Source organism: Ruegeria arenilitoris (assembly GCF_013032445.1).
Classification (GTDB): domain Bacteria; phylum Pseudomonadota; class Alphaproteobacteria; order Rhodobacterales; family Rhodobacteraceae; genus Ruegeria; species Ruegeria arenilitoris_F.
Genome location: NZ_WQCA01000010.1, coordinates 112,150 through 126,435, shown reverse-complemented (window position 1 = coordinate 126,435; position 14,286 = coordinate 112,150). Strand labels below are relative to the sequence as shown.

Genomic DNA, 14,286 nt, shown 5'->3' with positions numbered 1-14,286 from the left:
AGAAATGTTTCGAAATTTCAACACAAGGGGGTAAGCCATGAAGCTCAGTCATTTCACACATAGCATTCTGATCGGCGCGGGCCTGATACTGGCGGACCTGTCTCCGGCACTGTCGCAGGATCGCGAGGAAAGTCAGGGCATGGTGCTGTTGTGCGGGCTGCCGTCACTGGACGCCAGCCACAGCAGCGCACTCATCGAACTGGACCCGGAATTCGGAGTAAAGCGGAGAGATCCTCAGCGAAGTGGAACAGCCCGAGATGGCGCATCCGCTGCACCAACTCTACTACAGCCCCAACGGCCGACTTTATGCCACGGGGCTTGATCCGTCCTGTAGCCTGTCTGAGGTCGGGCTTTCCCGCGACGCGGGCGGTGACGTCGGCGGTACATCCGGATCTGACCAACGGTGTTGGCAACGTGCTGACGATCATTGATCTGAACACGCCGGAGCCCATCAAAAAACACCACAGTCGAGAAGGAAAAGCTGCTGAACTTCCCGTCCTCTCCGGTTGAGGTTTTGTTTGCACGCCCCGACATGCATCCGGATTTTGAGCCCGCCATCCTGGCCAGCACCATGTTTGTGTTAGAGACGTGGAAAGTGCCGTATGACGCCGACTCCAAGACGTTTGGTGAGGCCGAGGTGATCTATAGCGGCGTTGCCAACGAAACCGCAGTGCCGCTGGAATTCTATGGTGCCGAGGATAAGCTGCACATCTCACATGCTCTACCCATTGTAGTGAAAGGTTACGAGTTGGCAGCTTTGCCCGAACTGGTATTCAGCGGGCCGGATATCGTGGCCGATCCGGGCGCGCACCATATGATCTTTTTTCACCTCGGCCTCGGGCCGTGATTTGGTTGCCGTTCAAAACAGTCTTCTGAATTTGGGTAACAGCGCGGACAACGATCCGACGGATGTGGATTTCATGGCCGGTCTGAACGGCCGTACGATCTCAGTCCATGATCTTGAAACCGGAAAGCGTCTGGCGACGGTCAACATCAAGGATCGTTACAACAAAGGGGTGGAAAACCTGGAAGGCCTGTTCGGCTCGGGCTTTGTCCACCACCACTAGCGGCGCGGGGGGCTTTATGCGCTAGGTGCTTCTGATACTCGTCGCTGCAGCTCTTGCGGCGGCGGGGTGGGAGAATTGGGATCGCACGCGCGACCCCGGTGGCAACGCCGATTTCTGATTTCCCGGCACCGTTGTGTTCGGTCGGTTCGCCGTGCCACCCGACAATCCACTGACGGAAGAGGTCTTCGCGGAGGGCCGACACCTGTTCTATGACCCGATCCTGCCAGGCAACAATCAGGTGTCCTGCGCCACCTGCCACGTACAGGCGCTGGCCTTCACCGACGGACGCGCGAAATCGCTTGAGGAACAGGCACTGCTGCCGATCCAGCACCCGGATGAGATGGGGCAGGATACTGGCGGCCTGCACATGAAGCCCGATGAAATGCAGACCTTCACCGCCTTTCTGCACACGCTGACGGACGAGGCGTTCCCGGCCAAATCGCAATTTTCCGGTCCGTTTGATGGAGGTTCCTGATGAAACCGATCCCTGGTTTATAGTTTGCAATAGTCCAGATCGCGGGGTGGTTCCTTCTGACGTTCGGGCAGCAGATAGCCATATCGGCCACGCTGAATTTTCACGCGCAAATGGGGGAGGCGCCTTTGATCTACAATCAGATTGTCAATGAAAATCCGAGTGGGGAAGGGCAATTCAGGGCTCGGGACTTTAGTTTCTACATCAGCAACCTTTCCTTGGGGCATGCAGACGAAACCTATGTTGAGACCGACAGCTATCTCCTGTTGCACATTCTACAATGTGGAAAAGACGCATTCGATCACTTTGCCCGAAGTGCCTCTTAAATCTGTCGATACCGTTCAGTTCCTGATCGGGGTTGATCCTACAGCAATTGTTTCGATTGCGGCGCGGGGGAACTTAGATCCTAAGAGCCAGATGGCGTGGAACTGGAAGGTCGGGTGTGAATTCGTGGTCGTCGAAGGCGCGCTGATACAAGGGAATGACGTTTCCCCGCTGGTCTATCATGTGGGGTTCTCGGAAGACGCCCGCGAGATTGAATTCATGCTGCTGCCGGATGTTTTCGCGGACGGCGACCATGAGGTACATCTGATCGTCGATCTGGCAAAGTTCTTCGACGGGACGGCGCAGGTCGGCATACAGGCCTTGCCGACGGTCAAGTTTAACCGAACGGATGCAGAGATGCTGGCCGACAACTACGCCATCATGATCACTCTGACCTTCTGACGCGGGGCATTTTTTAGGAAAATTCAGCGGTTCAGGTTTAAAACGCCCTCGACGGCGGGGGTGCGATCGGTGATTGTTTGCACGATTGGCAGAGTGGAAAAAGACCGCTTCGTCAGTGTAGCAGAATAAACGCCGTGAAGGCTGACATAAGTTGCGTCGAAAAGACCAGCGAAGGGAGATGAAGATGAAGAAGTTTCTAGCAGCCGTTGCGGTTTCCGCGCTGTGCGCCACAGGCGCGCTGGCCGAGGTCAAGGTTGGTATGATCACCACGCTGTCTGGTGGTGGTGCCGGGTTGGGCATCGATGTGCGCGACGGGTTCATGCTGGCCATAGCGCAATCGGGCCGTGACGACATCGAGGTCGTGATCGAGGATGACCAGCGCAAGCCGGACATCGCGGTGCAACTGTCCGACAAGATGATCCAGTCTGAGCGGGTTGATGTCATGACCGGCATCATCTGGTCCAACCTTGCGATGGCGGTTGTGCCAGCTGCTGTGAACCAGAACGTGTTCTACCTGTCGCCCAACGCAGGTCCGTCGCCTTTGGCCGGAAAAGGCTGTCATCAGAACTATTTCAACGTCGCCTGGCAGAATGACAACCTGCACGAGGCCGCCGGGGCCTATGCCAATGGTGCGGGCTACAAGAACAGCTTTATTCTTGCCCCGAACTATCCGGCGGGCGTGGATGCTCTGACCGGTTATAAACGGTTCTTCGAGGGTGATCTGGCCGGTGAAGTCTATACCGAGTTGGGACAAACCGACTATGCCGCCGAGATCGCGCAGATCCGCGCCAGCGATGCGGACAGCGTGTTTTTCTTCCTGCCCGGCGGCATGGGGATTTCATTCCTGAAGCAATATGCCGACAGCGGCATCGACAAGCCCGTGGTCGGCCCAGCCTTCAGCTTTGATCAGGGTATCCTGCAGGCGGTTGGCGACGCGGCGATAGGTGTGGTGAACACCTCGCAGTGGAATAAAGACATCGACAACCCGACCAACTCGGCGTTTGTTGAAAGCTTCCAGGCGGAATACGGACGTCTGCCCTCGCTCTATGCCAGCCAGGGCTTCGACACAGCGAACCTGCTGCTGTCTGCGCTGGACAAGGCTGATCCGTCGGATGCGGACGCGTTCCGCGAAGCCCTGCGTGCGGCCGAGTTTGACAGCACCCGCGGTGAGTTCAGCTTTGGCCCGAACCACCACCCTGTTCAAACCATCTATGCCCGCGAAGTGATCAAGGAAGGTGACGTTTTCACCAACAAGATCCTCGGCGTTGCGTTGGAAAACCACTCTGACGCCTACGCGGCCGAGTGCAAAATGTAATTGACCTCCTGCCCGCCCCCGGTAGCGGGGCGGGCAGACCACCGGAGTTTCCATGTCCTCGATCCTGATTATCGAGCAGATCCTCAACGGGCTGCAGTTCGGCGTCATGCTGTTCCTGATGGCGGCTGGCCTGACGCTGATTTTCGGCGTCATGGGGCTTATCAATCTAGCCCATGGCTCGCTTTACATTGTCGGGGCCTTTGCGGCCGCTGCCGTGGCAGGAGCCACGGGGTCTTTCCTGCTGGCGTTGGTAGCCGCGCTCGCCGCTGCGGCCTTGGCCGGGGCGATTGTCGAGATGGTGGTGATCCGACGCCTGTATAATGCGCCGCATCTGGATCAGGTGCTGGCCACCTTTGCGCTGATCCTGATCTTTTCTGAAGGCACGCGCTGGGTTTTCGGTTCCTTTCCGCTATTTCTGGACATTCCCGATGCGCTGTCGGGGCCTGTGACCTTGCCCGGAGGGATCGAATACCCGCTCTACCGCCTGACCCTGATCGGCATTGGACTGGCGGTGGCCGTTGGCCTCTGGGCGCTGATCGAGCGCACCCGGCTGGGTATCCAGATCCGCGCCGGAGAGAACGACCGCGAGATGATCGCAGCGCTGGGCGTCGATATCTCGAAGCTCTACACGCTGGTCTTTGCGCTGGGCGCGGCGCTGGCCGGTCTAGCGGGTGCCTTGGTCGGCGCGATTCAGTCGGTTCAGGTGGGGATGGGTGAGCCGGTGCTGATCCTTGCCTTTGTTGTCATCGTGATCGGTGGTATCGGTTCGGTTCGCGGGGCCTTTATCGGTGCGCTGCTGGTCGGGTTGACGGATACGCTGGGCGGAGTGTTCCTGCCCGAGCTGTTCAAGCTGTTCATGGAAAATGGCGCGGCACAGAAAACCGGTTCGGCGCTGGCCTCGATGGGCATCTATGTGTTGATGGGGCTGGTGCTGATCTGGCGACCCACCGGCCTGTTCGGAGCCCGCTCATGAAGCTGAACGAGAGGTTTCTGAACGCGCTGGTGATTGCGGGTCTACTGGCGCTGCCGCTTTGGGCGGTCTTGGCGGATCAGCCGTTCACGATCACATTGGTGACGCGGGCGGTGATCCTTGCGTTGGCGGCGGTTGGGCTGAACATCATCCTCGGGATCGGCGGCTTGGTCAGCTTTGGCCACGCGGTGTTCTTCGGTATCGGAGGCTATGCGATGGGCATCCTTGCCTATCATGCGCAGACCTACACGGCGCTTGATCTGGGGTTGTTCACCACCGACGGCACCAAATCGATGCCAGTGATCTGGCTGGTGGCCATGATCTTGTCGGCGCTGGTGGCGTTCTTCATTGGGCTGTTGTCGCTGCGCACCTCGGGCGTGTATTTCATCATGATTACGCTCGCCTTTGGTCAGATGTTCTTCTACTTCGCGATCTCATGGGCCCAGTACGGCGGAGAGGATGGTCTGTCGATCTATGTCCGCAATGGCTTTCCCGGGCTGAATACGCTGGTGCCGATCCAGTTCTACGCTGTGTGCTTCACGCTGCTGTGCGTCGTTCTGTATCTTTTCGCGAGGTTGCAGGCTTCACCCTTTGGGCTGGCACTGAACGCCACACGTCAGACGGCCACGCGGGTCGAGACCGTGGGGCTGAACCCGATGCGGTTGAAACTGCTGGCCTTCGTAATCTCGGGCGCGATCACCGGGCTGGCGGGGGCGCTGTTTGCCGACCTGAACCGCTTTGTCTCGCCCTCGATGTTCAGTTGGCAGCTGTCCGGAGAACTGATCGTGTTGATCATTATCGGCGGGGTTGGGCGCCTGATGGGGCCGGTGATCGGGGCTTGCGTCTTTGTCGCTTTGGAACACTTTCTGGGTGAACTCACCGATTTCTGGCACATTTATTTAGGTGTGGCCCTGCTGTGTATCGTGTTGTTTGCGCGTGGCGGGCTGATCGGTCTGCTGACCGGGAAAGAGGGCGCGCATGTCTGATCCCGTTCTTGCTACGCTGAACCTGAACAAAAGCTTCGGAGCGCTTAAAGCCACGGACGACGTTTCCATCGACCTGAGGCCCGGAGAAATCCATGCCATCATCGGCCCGAATGGCGCAGGCAAATCGACGCTGATCCAGCAGATTTGTGGAGGCTTACAGCCGGATTCCGGGCGAGTACTTGTGAACGGTCAGGATGTTTCAGGCTTTAGCACGCAGGCGCGGGCGCAGGCCGGGCTGGCGCGAACCTTCCAGATTTCGCAGCTGTGTATGGAAGATACGGTGCTGGAAAACGTGGTGCTGGGCGCGATGGGTGCGGAACGCATGGCGTGGCGCTTCTGGCGGCCCGCGCTGAAACGGCCCGAACTGCGCGGCAGGGCCGAGGCTGCGTTGGACCGCGTGGGTCTTAGCGATGAGCGCGACACACGCTGTGCCAATCTCAGCCACGGCCAACGGCGGCAGTTGGAGGTTGCAGTGGCCCTGACCCTGTCACCCAAAGCCTTCGTCATGGACGAGCCGATGGCGGGGCTTGGCGCCGAAGGCTCGAAACGGTTGACCGGGTTTTTGGATGGATTGCGGCAGAAAGCACCCATTCTGCTGGTAGAACATGACATGGATGCGGTGTTTGCTCTGGCTGATCGGATCAGTGTGCTGGTCTACGGCAAGGTTATCGCCACGGGTACTGCGGACGAAATCCGCTCTAGCCGCGAGGTGCGCGATGCTTATCTGGGGGATGAGGCATGACCCTGCTGCGGATCGAAAACCTGACCGCCAGTTACGGCGACAGTCAGGCGCTGTTCGGTGTGGACCTGCAGATCGCTCAGGGTGAGGTAACCGCCCTGATGGGGCGCAACGGGATGGGCAAGACCACTACAGTGAAAGCCATTTGCCGGATGATCCGGTCGGAAGGTGCGCTGACGCTGGACGGGCATGATTTGCACGCGCTGCCCAGCCATAAGGTGGCCCGCAAGGGAGTGGGTCTGGTGCCCGAAGGCCGCCGCTGTTTCGCCGATCTCACCGTGCGCGAAAACCTGATCGCGGCGGCGCGTCCCGGTGACTGGACCTTGCGCCGCGTAACCGAACTTTTCCCCCGGTTGGGAGAACGGAAGGGCCAGCGTGCCGCCTCGCTGTCAGGGGGTGAACAGCAAATGCTGGCGATTGGCCGGGCGCTGATGACCAATCCGCGCCTGCTGATACTGGACGAGGCCACCGAGGGCCTTGCACCGATTGTCCGGCAGGAAATCTGGGCCGCCCTTCAGCTTCTGCGGCAGGAAACGAGTGTTGCAATCCTGCTGATCGACAAATCGCTGAAGGAACTGGCAGCGGTTTCAGATAAGGCCGTTGTACTGGAGCGTGGCCGCACCGTCTGGGCTGGCGAAATGGCCGCGCTGACATCTGAGATCTCTGAGAAGTATATAGGTGTTTGAAAGCACCCGAACTGCATCAAACTTTGCCCGACCCGAACCCTGCGAGCTGGTGTGGACCATGCTCTGTCCCTCAGGTGCGGTGCTTGCGTCGCACTAGTTTGATAGCTCTAGCGAGTAATACTCAGAATCTGTAGGTCGCCCCGAATAGTGGGCCGGACTGATCGAATTTGTATTCGCTACCGTTAATGTCGTGATCGAACGAGATATAGCGGTATCCACCCCGCAGTACCCATCTTTCGTTGATGGCGTAGTCTGCCGTCAGCAAAACCGACCAGGTCTGACTGCCGCTGCGAAAGCCTCCGTAATCCACGTAGGCGGTGCTGGTCCACGAATCCGACAGGGAAAACCGGGCGCGGACACCGACCACCGGGTCGAACCAGCTGTCGTCGGCAGTATTTGTTCGCGAGGGGGCTCTTTCCGGTGTCAGGGTAAATTCCGTGTCAGTGCTGTACCATCTGAAACCACCCGCCAGATCCACCTTTACCGATTGATCATCGCGCACCCGGTAGCCTAGCAAGGCTGTCAGAAACTGCGTCTTGACCGAGGTCTCCAGTTCTGAATTCGCAGGTCCGCCCAAGGTATTTCCGAAGGAAAGGTTGGTATAGTTGTAATCCGCCAGCACACTCCATTGACCATTGGTAGCAGCTAGCGCGCCCATAAAGGCAAAGTCGAGGTTCTCCAGCGCATCCGAAAAGCTTAGCGTTCCGTCGACCTTTCCCGCAGGGGTTTCAAAACTGGTCTCGGTCTCGGGCATAAAAAGATAAATCGTAGCCTCATATGACCACCCGGATTGCTGCGCCGAGGCCGTCGTTGTCGCCGATGCCAGCATGGCCGCAGCGATCGCGCCGCCTTTCAAGCCGTGTTTCAATGCCATCTTGTCCCTCCTTATTGTCACCGTCCTGACCGGCCTGCAGCCCGTGTGAAGCGGCGTTATGCTGCTACTGTACCAGATGTTTCCGCGCGCGTGCCCACGCGATTGATGTCCGTCTCCGGGAAAAACTCGGACCAGACGTGCCAGAACACGCCTGCACGCAGCGTCTCGACCCGTTTTAGTTGACCCTGATCAGACATTCCCCAGAAGTCGCAGCGCGTGACCTGTTGGCCACTGTCATTGTACCAGACCCCGAGGCTCTCGTATTTAGGATCCAGACTGACGACGACATCACGCCCGCCAACGGTAGCGTTGACGACCCAATCGTTGTCCACGACGAAATCATCGGTCCAGCAGGTGGCATCCTTGTCGATCGTGATCCCCCAGACATAGGTCTTGTTCGGCAGTCGATCATCCGAGCGATCCATGTTGTCCATCACCGGCGCATCTTCTTGATGTTGACGACTGATCCCCCAGCCAAAGGTGATCTCGGTGACCATATCCAGAAGCCGCAGCAATGGGTTTGAGGAAGGTTTGTTCAGAAATACCTCTCCGTCGGGAAAAGCCTTTTGGAACCCGCGAAACGTCATGCGGTAGGTCGGCCAGGGTTTCATCTGGGCCTCGGGTTTCACAGGGCAGGCAGGACCGTCGGCGTTCTCGGCGCGGTCAGCTTCGCGGAAGCCATAAATGTGTTGGATCGGCTCTCCTGTTTCATTGTCGCGCAGGATCAGGTTGTTGCCGTGTTGGGCCAGGACCTCGAGGTCCAGCCGCTTGCCTTCAATCCGTGGCGCGTATCCCTGCCCGAGGTTAGCCATTGCGCAATAGGTCATGACCACGTCCTCGCCGCCCAACCCGTCCACATCCCCGGCCAGATGAGGGCGCATGATCTGCGCGTCGGGGTGCGCGCGGGCGTGGCCGTTGTTTTCAATCACGATGACCGGTGCGGTCGGTCCGACATACTTCTGCGCTTCGCTGATGGGAAAGAAGGCTGCATCGTTCATCTGGTTGCGCAGGCCCAGATGAACCCAGACATAGGGAAAGCCGTAAAGAAAAAGCACTAGCAGCGCAGAGATGATCCACACCCAGAACGGGCCGCCGCCCATCAGGAAATGCGCGAGCGTTGCAACGGCAAAGGCACCTAAGCCAATTGCGATCAAACGGTATTCGTTCCGGATAAACCGCACCATATTCTCGCGTTTTACCTTCAACAGCATCTGCGAGATGTCGCCCAGATCCCGGAAATAGACGAACCCGATCCCTAATGAGACAACCAAGCCGAGAGCGAAAAGAATGTTTCCAACCATTTGCACCTCCTGATTTGCGTTCGGCTTCGCGTTATTGCTGAGGTGAGGCGCGTTTGATCATGAACGCCTCGACCGCTTGTTGGGTTTCAGGGCGGATGTTCTCAATCCCTTCATAAGGCACGCCATAGGCGGGCGTTGTATCGGGGAATTTCTCTTTGCGGGCCATGTGGCGGCCCAGAATCCGTGCGAATTCCTGTCCTCCCCAGGCACCGACCTCGGTCGAGACTGAATACTCTTCACGCGTGTCCCGGTAGAGGTCGAAGAACTTTGCCAGTATCGCGCTTTCTCCGGGTCCCGGCAGCTTCAGCTTTAGCTGGTCTTTCACTATCGCCTCAGGTTTGTTCACCGAATAGACGATGACGTGGTCGCGGCGGGCTTTGGATTCATCGGCGAACAGCAGGGCCGCGGATTGGTCTACACCGTCCACCAAACGATCCCGCGGAATGTGCTGGTCGGCTCCAGCAAATCGAGATAGCGTGGTATAGAGGTCCGAGACGTGAATGATGCTGTTCAGCAAACCGTCGGCCTCAATCATACCGGGCCAGCGAATGAAAGCATCGACGCGGACGCCGCCCTCGGTCGTGTCACCTTTGCCACCCGCATAGATCAGCGGCGTGAACCCGGATTGCGGAGCGTATTTGGTGAAATGGCCGTTATCCCCCATGACAACAACGACTGTGTTTTCCGTCAGGCCCAACTCATCCAAGCGAGCGAACAGGTCGCCTAACCACTGGTCCAGTAGTTGCATTTTGTCCACGTACAAACCGCCATTCACGCTTTCAGGTCCTGACCGTCCGGCGCGCGTGTTGTCCAGTGGGATCATCGGCCAGTATTGCAGGAAGAATGGATTTTCACCGCCCGCGAGGCGATCCAGCTCCTCCAGCGTCTTGTCCTGAAACGCCTGGTTCATTTCATCGTATTTTGCGGCGTTCCAGCGCTCACCGGTTTCCATTCGGATTTCGCGGATCGGCCCCCCGGTTTCCCCTTCGATGACCGTCATCATCGCGGCAGCGTCCGGTCGGAACCAATCGTCGAGAGTGTATTTTTCGTCATAGTCACGGATGGCGACCGTGACTTGCTCCTTTATGGCATCGTCATTGAAGATGGTCAGTTGGCCTTGCTGATGAATCGCGTGCTGGGCGTAATCAAACCCCTGGTTCATCGCCCAGCTTTCGGCGATGTCCCCCATGTGCCATTTGCCCACATGGCTGGTGGCGTAGCCTGCTTGTTTCAGCACCTCGGCGAGGGTGACTTCATTCTCGGGCAGACCAAATCCTGCTATATCGACGGTCGTATCGCCCATGCCCATGCGAACTGGCAGTCGCCCGGTCATCTGTGCGACGCGGGTCGGCGTGCAGGACGGCTCGGTGTACATCCGAACCATCCGCATGGCTTGATCCGAGAAATCGTTGATGTTTGGAGTCTCATACCCTCGCACGGCGTTGAGTTCGGGTATTCCCATATCTCCAAACCCCATGTCGTCGATTAAAACGCTGACGATGTTCGGAGGCTTTCCCCCGTTGCTGTCCCGAAACGCAGCCAGGGCTTCATCGACGGCGGTGTCATCCTGAGCCCACTGTTCGCCGTGTTGGGCCTGTAGAATGTAGAACTCGGCATCATGTTGAATGGGGTTATCCTGTGCCAACGCTGGTGCGGCGACCAGACCTGTCGAAAGCGCAATCAACCATTTCAAACTCATTTCGCATCCCCCTCCGGTGTCAGACGCGCCTTGCGACTGATGCCGCAAAACTGACCTCACATTAAAACATTATGATATTTGTGCAGAAATTTCTACGGACCTGCTTCACTGCCAACTCATGAACACGTCTCGTGTCAGTTCCGATTCCGGGCGCAGGTTTTCAATCCCGTCATAGGGTTGGCCTTTGCCGATTTCCGAATGCGGATATTTCGCAATCATTTTCTGGTGGCGTTTGATCATGTCCTGAAACGATGCTCCGGCCCAAAGAGAGTACCCGACCAGTGGGTGTTCCTCACGTGGGTCACGATAGATGTTGAAGGTTGGGGCTGCAGCGCCGGGCTGGCCCGGCGTGGGCAGGTGCATCTTGAACTCTTGCTTGACGACCGACCGCAACACCGGACCTTCATAGACGTACACATAGTCGCGCCGCCCGTGCCCTTCGCCGTTCAGCAGCAGAGCGGTCTGGTCGATGCCGTCAATCACGCGGTCGCGCGGGATATAGTCGGTCGCCCCGGCGATCCGGGCCATCGTGGTGAAGATGTCCGAGACGTGAAAGATGTCGCCAGCTGCGCTGTTGGGCTCGATGACATTGGGCCAGCGGATAAAGGCATCTGTTCGGACGCCGCCTTCAAGGTGCTGAGTTTTGCCGCCGCGGTAAATCAGTTGGTTCAGACCAGAGGTGCCCTCGAACTGATACATCAGGCCGTTGTCTGCCATGACGATTACGATCGTATTGTCTGCTTTTCCGGTTTCGTCGAGCGCCTCAAGCACGTCGCCGATCCAACCGTCCAAAAGTTGCAGCTTGTCCGCATGGAATCCGCCGTTCCGCGAGATTGCCTGATCGGGGTAGACGAAGTTCAGCGGATAAAGCGGCCAGTATTGCAGGAAGAACGGCTCGTCCTCAGCCGCAACGCGCTGGAGTTGTTCCAGCGCCTGCTGTTGATAGCGCAGGTTCATTTCTTCGTATTTTGCCTGCGTCCAGACCTCGCCTGCAGCCATGTCGACTTCGCGTGCCAACCCGCCGGCTTCGGCCTCGACTCCGGTGACCAGACCGTAGGGTTTGAACCGCTCGTCCAGTAGGAATTGGTTGTTCTGGCCCTCGGGAACATAGCCGAGCATGGCATTGGCCTGCATCGCCTCGGGGGTCATGAGGCTCAGCTGGACTTGTTGATGCAAGGGGAAGGCAGCCCAGTCAAATCCCTGATTGTGAGGGTAGGCTTCTTCGATATCGCCCTGATGCCACTTGCCGACATGAGTGGTAGAGTAACCCGCTTGTTTCAGTACCTCGGGCAAAGTGACCTCGCTGGCCGCCAGACCCTCGCCCACCAAAGCCACTTTGACCTCGGTGACGCCTGCACGCACTGGATGACGACCCGTCAGCATTGCTGTTCGTGTGGGGGTACAGGAAGGCTCGGTATACATACGCATCAACGACAGGCCTTCGGTCGCCAGTTGGTTGATGTTCGGCGTTTCGATCCCCGTGACGTAGTTCAGCTTGCGGTCACCCATGTGGCCAAAGCTGATGTCATCGATCAGGATGTAGAGAAAATTGGGGGGCTGGCCTCCGTTCGCAGCGCGGATCTCGGCAAGCTTGGCGTCGATTTCGATGTCCTGTGCATCCCAGGTCTCGCCGAATTGTGCGCGTAAATACTCAAACTCTCCGTCGTGAATGATTGGACTGTCCTGAGAAACTGCAGGGCTGGCAGTCAGGATCAACAGGGGCAGTAAGGTACGAAGTTTCATGATCAACCTTTCACTCATTGTTGCGGTCAGGGGCCTGCAACCGCTTTTCGATGCTGTTGCGTAAATCCGAGACGCTTTCGGCCAGATCAGCGAGATATCGGGTTTGTGTGCTGCCCGCCGTTTGCGGGGCCAAGGCCAGTTCCGAAAAGACCTCGTGGTAATCAGCGCAAATCTGGTCGAATTCCTTGTCCCGCGCCCGTAATTCACGCAGCCGATGGGCTGTTCCGGGAAACTGTGCATCAAAGAACGCGTCTTCTGTCATTGGAGGTGGCACTCGCTGGATTCGTAGTCCAAGCATGCCCGCCTAAGAATTAGCCTTGAACGTAATAAGCCGCATGCTACCGTAGCAACATGCCGCCAAGTCCTTGCCATGAAAGGATAGTTCTTGACCTCCTCGACCGATGACGTGCCGCAAAAGGATGCCGGGTCGTTCCCAAGGGAACAGATCCGGACAGCGCTGGATCGGGTTCTGGCCTCGAAGGATTTCAAAGGCTCGGCGCGGATGCAGTCTTTTCTGTCCTATGTCGTGGACGAGGCCTTGGCTGGGCGCACTGAAGACATCCGCGCAAAAACGATAGCCATGGACGTTTACGGATATGACGCCGACGAACTGGCAAGACGCGAAGGGGTGGTGCGTGTTGATGCGGGGCGGGTCAGACGCAAGCTCAAGGCATATTATGGGGGCGAGGGCGCAAATGATCCGGTGGTCATTTCGCTGCCGGTGGGTAGCTACGCGCCAGAGTTTCAAACAGGTGTAGGTGGAACTCCGAAAACGCGCCGTAAGTTCTTCGTGGTCGGTGCTTTGGTCGGAGCGCTCCTGCTGTGCATTGGTGCCTATATGGCGGTTACGTTTCAGCAGGAAGCCAGCCCGACTTTGCCAGCGACGGATCAGTCCTCGATCTACGATGTTTCTCCAAATCGGGTTGAAGCGATGAACCTGTGCACTTCGGGACGTGATCTGATCTTCCCGGTTGTTGACCTGTCGCGCCTTCGCCCGGCCTTGCTGGTCTTTGAAACGGCGATTGAGCGGGACCCTTTGTATTATTGCGGTTATGCGGGCGCGGCTCAGGTTGAAACAATGCTGGCTATCCTGCAATTCGGGCGCCCCATTGAAGGTGAATTGCTTGCAACGGCGGGTGACAACAGTGCCCACGCGATTGAGCTGGCTCCAGATGCGCCTTGGGCCTTGTCAGCGCGCGCGTGGTTCGAATTCGCGACTGGCAGCTTCAACAAGGCGGTCAATCTGACGAAACGCGCGACCGATATGGCACCTGACGATCCCCACATTGCTGAGTTTGACGCCCTGATTTCGCTCTACACCCTCGATTTCGAGCGTGTTCTTTCCCATGCTGAACGCTACCGGACTTTGGCTAAAGACAGCGGTGGATCAGTGGCCGGAAATGCACTGGGCGCGGCGCAGTTTCATACCGGTGAGTATGCCGCGACGATCCGGACCTATGAAGATACAATTGCAAGCGGCGGTCCCTTTGGCCCGATATCCACAGCGTATCTGATTGCCGCGCATTGGAACAAAGGCGATCAGGCCGAAGCGCGCAGGCTGGCCGAAGTCTTTGAAGAAACCTGGCCAAATTTTCCATTGGAAGCTTTGAAAACCCGCGTGTTCGCCGACCCGGCGCCGGTTCAGGATCTGACAGCAGCGATGCGCGCCGCGGGGTGGAGCAGCGGAAACCCCACAACCGCCGAATAA

18 protein-coding genes are annotated in these 14,286 nt (G+C 57.9%); 13 read left to right on the top strand and 5 right to left on the bottom strand.

The features are described from left to right. Window positions 1–37: 37 nt before the first annotated feature. The 12 genes from GOW98_RS25520 (at window position 38) to GOW98_RS16170 (ending at window position 6,961) form a co-directional block, all read left to right on the top strand. Window positions 38–322 (top strand): hypothetical protein, encoded by a 285-nt coding sequence (locus GOW98_RS25520; protein WP_174823080.1) that lies wholly within the window; start codon window positions 38–40, stop codon window positions 320–322. Beyond that, window positions 319–510 carry a hypothetical protein gene (locus GOW98_RS25515; protein ID WP_174823079.1) on the top strand — a complete coding sequence of 64 codons (192 nt, stop codon included), beginning with the start codon at window positions 319–321 and terminating at the stop codon, window positions 508–510. The genes GOW98_RS25520 and GOW98_RS25515 overlap by 4 nt, the downstream gene beginning before the upstream one ends. 22 nt (window positions 511–532) lie before the next feature. After that, the gene (locus GOW98_RS25510) at window positions 533–847 is read left to right on the top strand and encodes a hypothetical protein (protein ID WP_174823078.1); all 315 of its coding nucleotides are present in this window, start codon (window positions 533–535) and stop codon (window positions 845–847) included. Window positions 848–878: 31 nt separating this feature from the next. Beyond that, window positions 879–1,067 carry a hypothetical protein gene (locus GOW98_RS25505; RefSeq protein ID WP_174823077.1) on the top strand — a complete coding sequence of 63 codons (189 nt, stop codon included), beginning with the start codon at window positions 879–881 and terminating at the stop codon, window positions 1,065–1,067. A gap of 151 nt (window positions 1,068–1,218) precedes the next feature. Beyond that, on the top strand, window positions 1,219–1,542 hold the full coding sequence (locus GOW98_RS16200) for a cytochrome-c peroxidase (protein ID WP_367646855.1): 324 nt from the start codon (window positions 1,219–1,221) through the stop codon (window positions 1,540–1,542). Window positions 1,543–1,571: 29 nt separating this feature from the next. Beyond that, window positions 1,572–1,865, top strand: coding sequence for an MbnP family protein (locus tag GOW98_RS26315; RefSeq protein WP_367646857.1), 294 nt, complete (start codon window positions 1,572–1,574; stop codon window positions 1,863–1,865). Beyond that, window positions 1,822–2,265, top strand: coding sequence for an MbnP family protein (locus GOW98_RS16195; RefSeq protein WP_170333919.1), 444 nt, complete (start codon window positions 1,822–1,824; stop codon window positions 2,263–2,265). Before GOW98_RS26315 ends, GOW98_RS16195 begins: the two co-directional genes overlap by 44 nt. 184 nt (window positions 2,266–2,449) lie before the next feature. Then, complete coding sequence (locus tag GOW98_RS16190) at window positions 2,450–3,580, top strand: ABC transporter substrate-binding protein (protein WP_254438041.1); 1,131 nt, start codon at window positions 2,450–2,452, stop codon at window positions 3,578–3,580. A 52-nt stretch (window positions 3,581–3,632) separates the two neighbouring features. Then, window positions 3,633–4,553 (top strand): branched-chain amino acid ABC transporter permease, encoded by a 921-nt coding sequence (locus GOW98_RS16185; RefSeq protein ID WP_170333916.1) that lies wholly within the window; start codon window positions 3,633–3,635, stop codon window positions 4,551–4,553. After that, window positions 4,550–5,536: a branched-chain amino acid ABC transporter permease gene (locus tag GOW98_RS16180; RefSeq protein ID WP_170333914.1), complete on the top strand. Its 987-nt coding sequence runs from the start codon at window positions 4,550–4,552 to the stop codon at window positions 5,534–5,536. The genes GOW98_RS16185 and GOW98_RS16180 overlap by 4 nt, the downstream gene beginning before the upstream one ends. Beyond that, window positions 5,529–6,278 (top strand): ABC transporter ATP-binding protein, encoded by a 750-nt coding sequence (locus GOW98_RS16175; protein ID WP_170333912.1) that lies wholly within the window; start codon window positions 5,529–5,531, stop codon window positions 6,276–6,278. Before GOW98_RS16180 ends, GOW98_RS16175 begins: the two co-directional genes overlap by 8 nt. Next, window positions 6,275–6,961 carry an ABC transporter ATP-binding protein gene (locus tag GOW98_RS16170; protein ID WP_170333909.1) on the top strand — a complete coding sequence of 229 codons (687 nt, stop codon included), beginning with the start codon at window positions 6,275–6,277 and terminating at the stop codon, window positions 6,959–6,961. Before GOW98_RS16175 ends, GOW98_RS16170 begins: the two co-directional genes overlap by 4 nt. 121 nt (window positions 6,962–7,082) lie before the next feature. Here GOW98_RS16170 and GOW98_RS16165 read toward each other — a convergent pair whose 3' ends face one another. The 5 genes from GOW98_RS16165 to GOW98_RS16145 all read right to left on the bottom strand — a co-directional run bounded on the left by GOW98_RS16165 (window position 7,083) and on the right by GOW98_RS16145 (window position 12,840). Beyond that, a complete protein-coding gene (locus GOW98_RS16165; protein ID WP_254438040.1) occupies window positions 7,083–7,835 on the bottom strand; it encodes an outer membrane beta-barrel protein in 753 nt (250 codons plus the stop codon). A 56-nt stretch (window positions 7,836–7,891) separates the two neighbouring features. After that, window positions 7,892–9,136 (bottom strand): DUF3179 domain-containing (seleno)protein, encoded by a 1,245-nt coding sequence (locus tag GOW98_RS16160; protein WP_170333907.1) that lies wholly within the window; start codon window positions 9,134–9,136, stop codon window positions 7,892–7,894. Between the two features lie 31 nt (window positions 9,137–9,167). Further along, a complete protein-coding gene (locus GOW98_RS16155; protein WP_170333905.1) occupies window positions 9,168–10,835 on the bottom strand; it encodes a sulfatase-like hydrolase/transferase in 1,668 nt (555 codons plus the stop codon). Window positions 10,836–10,940: 105 nt separating this feature from the next. Next, on the bottom strand, window positions 10,941–12,578 hold the full coding sequence (locus GOW98_RS16150; protein WP_170333903.1) for a sulfatase-like hydrolase/transferase: 1,638 nt from the start codon (window positions 12,576–12,578) through the stop codon (window positions 10,941–10,943). Between the two features lie 10 nt (window positions 12,579–12,588). Then, on the bottom strand, window positions 12,589–12,840 hold the full coding sequence (locus tag GOW98_RS16145; protein ID WP_170333901.1) for a hypothetical protein: 252 nt from the start codon (window positions 12,838–12,840) through the stop codon (window positions 12,589–12,591). 123 nt (window positions 12,841–12,963) lie between these two features. Here GOW98_RS16145 and GOW98_RS16140 point away from each other — a divergent pair, with 123 nt between their 5' ends. Then, window positions 12,964–14,286 carry a tetratricopeptide repeat protein gene (locus GOW98_RS16140; protein WP_217359597.1) on the top strand — a complete coding sequence of 441 codons (1,323 nt, stop codon included), beginning with the start codon at window positions 12,964–12,966 and terminating at the stop codon, window positions 14,284–14,286.

Coding starts and splice junctions, on each gene's coding strand:
- GOW98_RS25520 (WP_174823080.1), top strand. CDS start 38: ATGAAGCTCAGTCATTTCACACATAGCATTCTGATCGGCGCGGGCCTG.
- GOW98_RS25510 (WP_174823078.1), top strand. CDS start 533: ATGCATCCGGATTTTGAGCCCGCCATCCTGGCCAGCACCATGTTTGTG.
- GOW98_RS16190 (WP_254438041.1), top strand. CDS start 2,450: ATGAAGAAGTTTCTAGCAGCCGTTGCGGTTTCCGCGCTGTGCGCCACA.
- GOW98_RS16185 (WP_170333916.1), top strand. CDS start 3,633: ATGTCCTCGATCCTGATTATCGAGCAGATCCTCAACGGGCTGCAGTTC.
- GOW98_RS16180 (WP_170333914.1), top strand. CDS start 4,550: ATGAAGCTGAACGAGAGGTTTCTGAACGCGCTGGTGATTGCGGGTCTA.
- GOW98_RS16175 (WP_170333912.1), top strand. CDS start 5,529: ATGTCTGATCCCGTTCTTGCTACGCTGAACCTGAACAAAAGCTTCGGA.
- GOW98_RS16170 (WP_170333909.1), top strand. CDS start 6,275: ATGACCCTGCTGCGGATCGAAAACCTGACCGCCAGTTACGGCGACAGT.
- GOW98_RS16165 (WP_254438040.1), bottom strand. CDS start 7,835: ATGGCATTGAAACACGGCTTGAAAGGCGGCGCGATCGCTGCGGCCATG.
- GOW98_RS16160 (WP_170333907.1), bottom strand. CDS start 9,136: ATGGTTGGAAACATTCTTTTCGCTCTCGGCTTGGTTGTCTCATTAGGG.
- GOW98_RS16155 (WP_170333905.1), bottom strand. CDS start 10,835: ATGAGTTTGAAATGGTTGATTGCGCTTTCGACAGGTCTGGTCGCCGCA.
- GOW98_RS16150 (WP_170333903.1), bottom strand. CDS start 12,578: ATGAAACTTCGTACCTTACTGCCCCTGTTGATCCTGACTGCCAGCCCT.
- GOW98_RS16145 (WP_170333901.1), bottom strand. CDS start 12,840: ATGACAGAAGACGCGTTCTTTGATGCACAGTTTCCCGGAACAGCCCAT.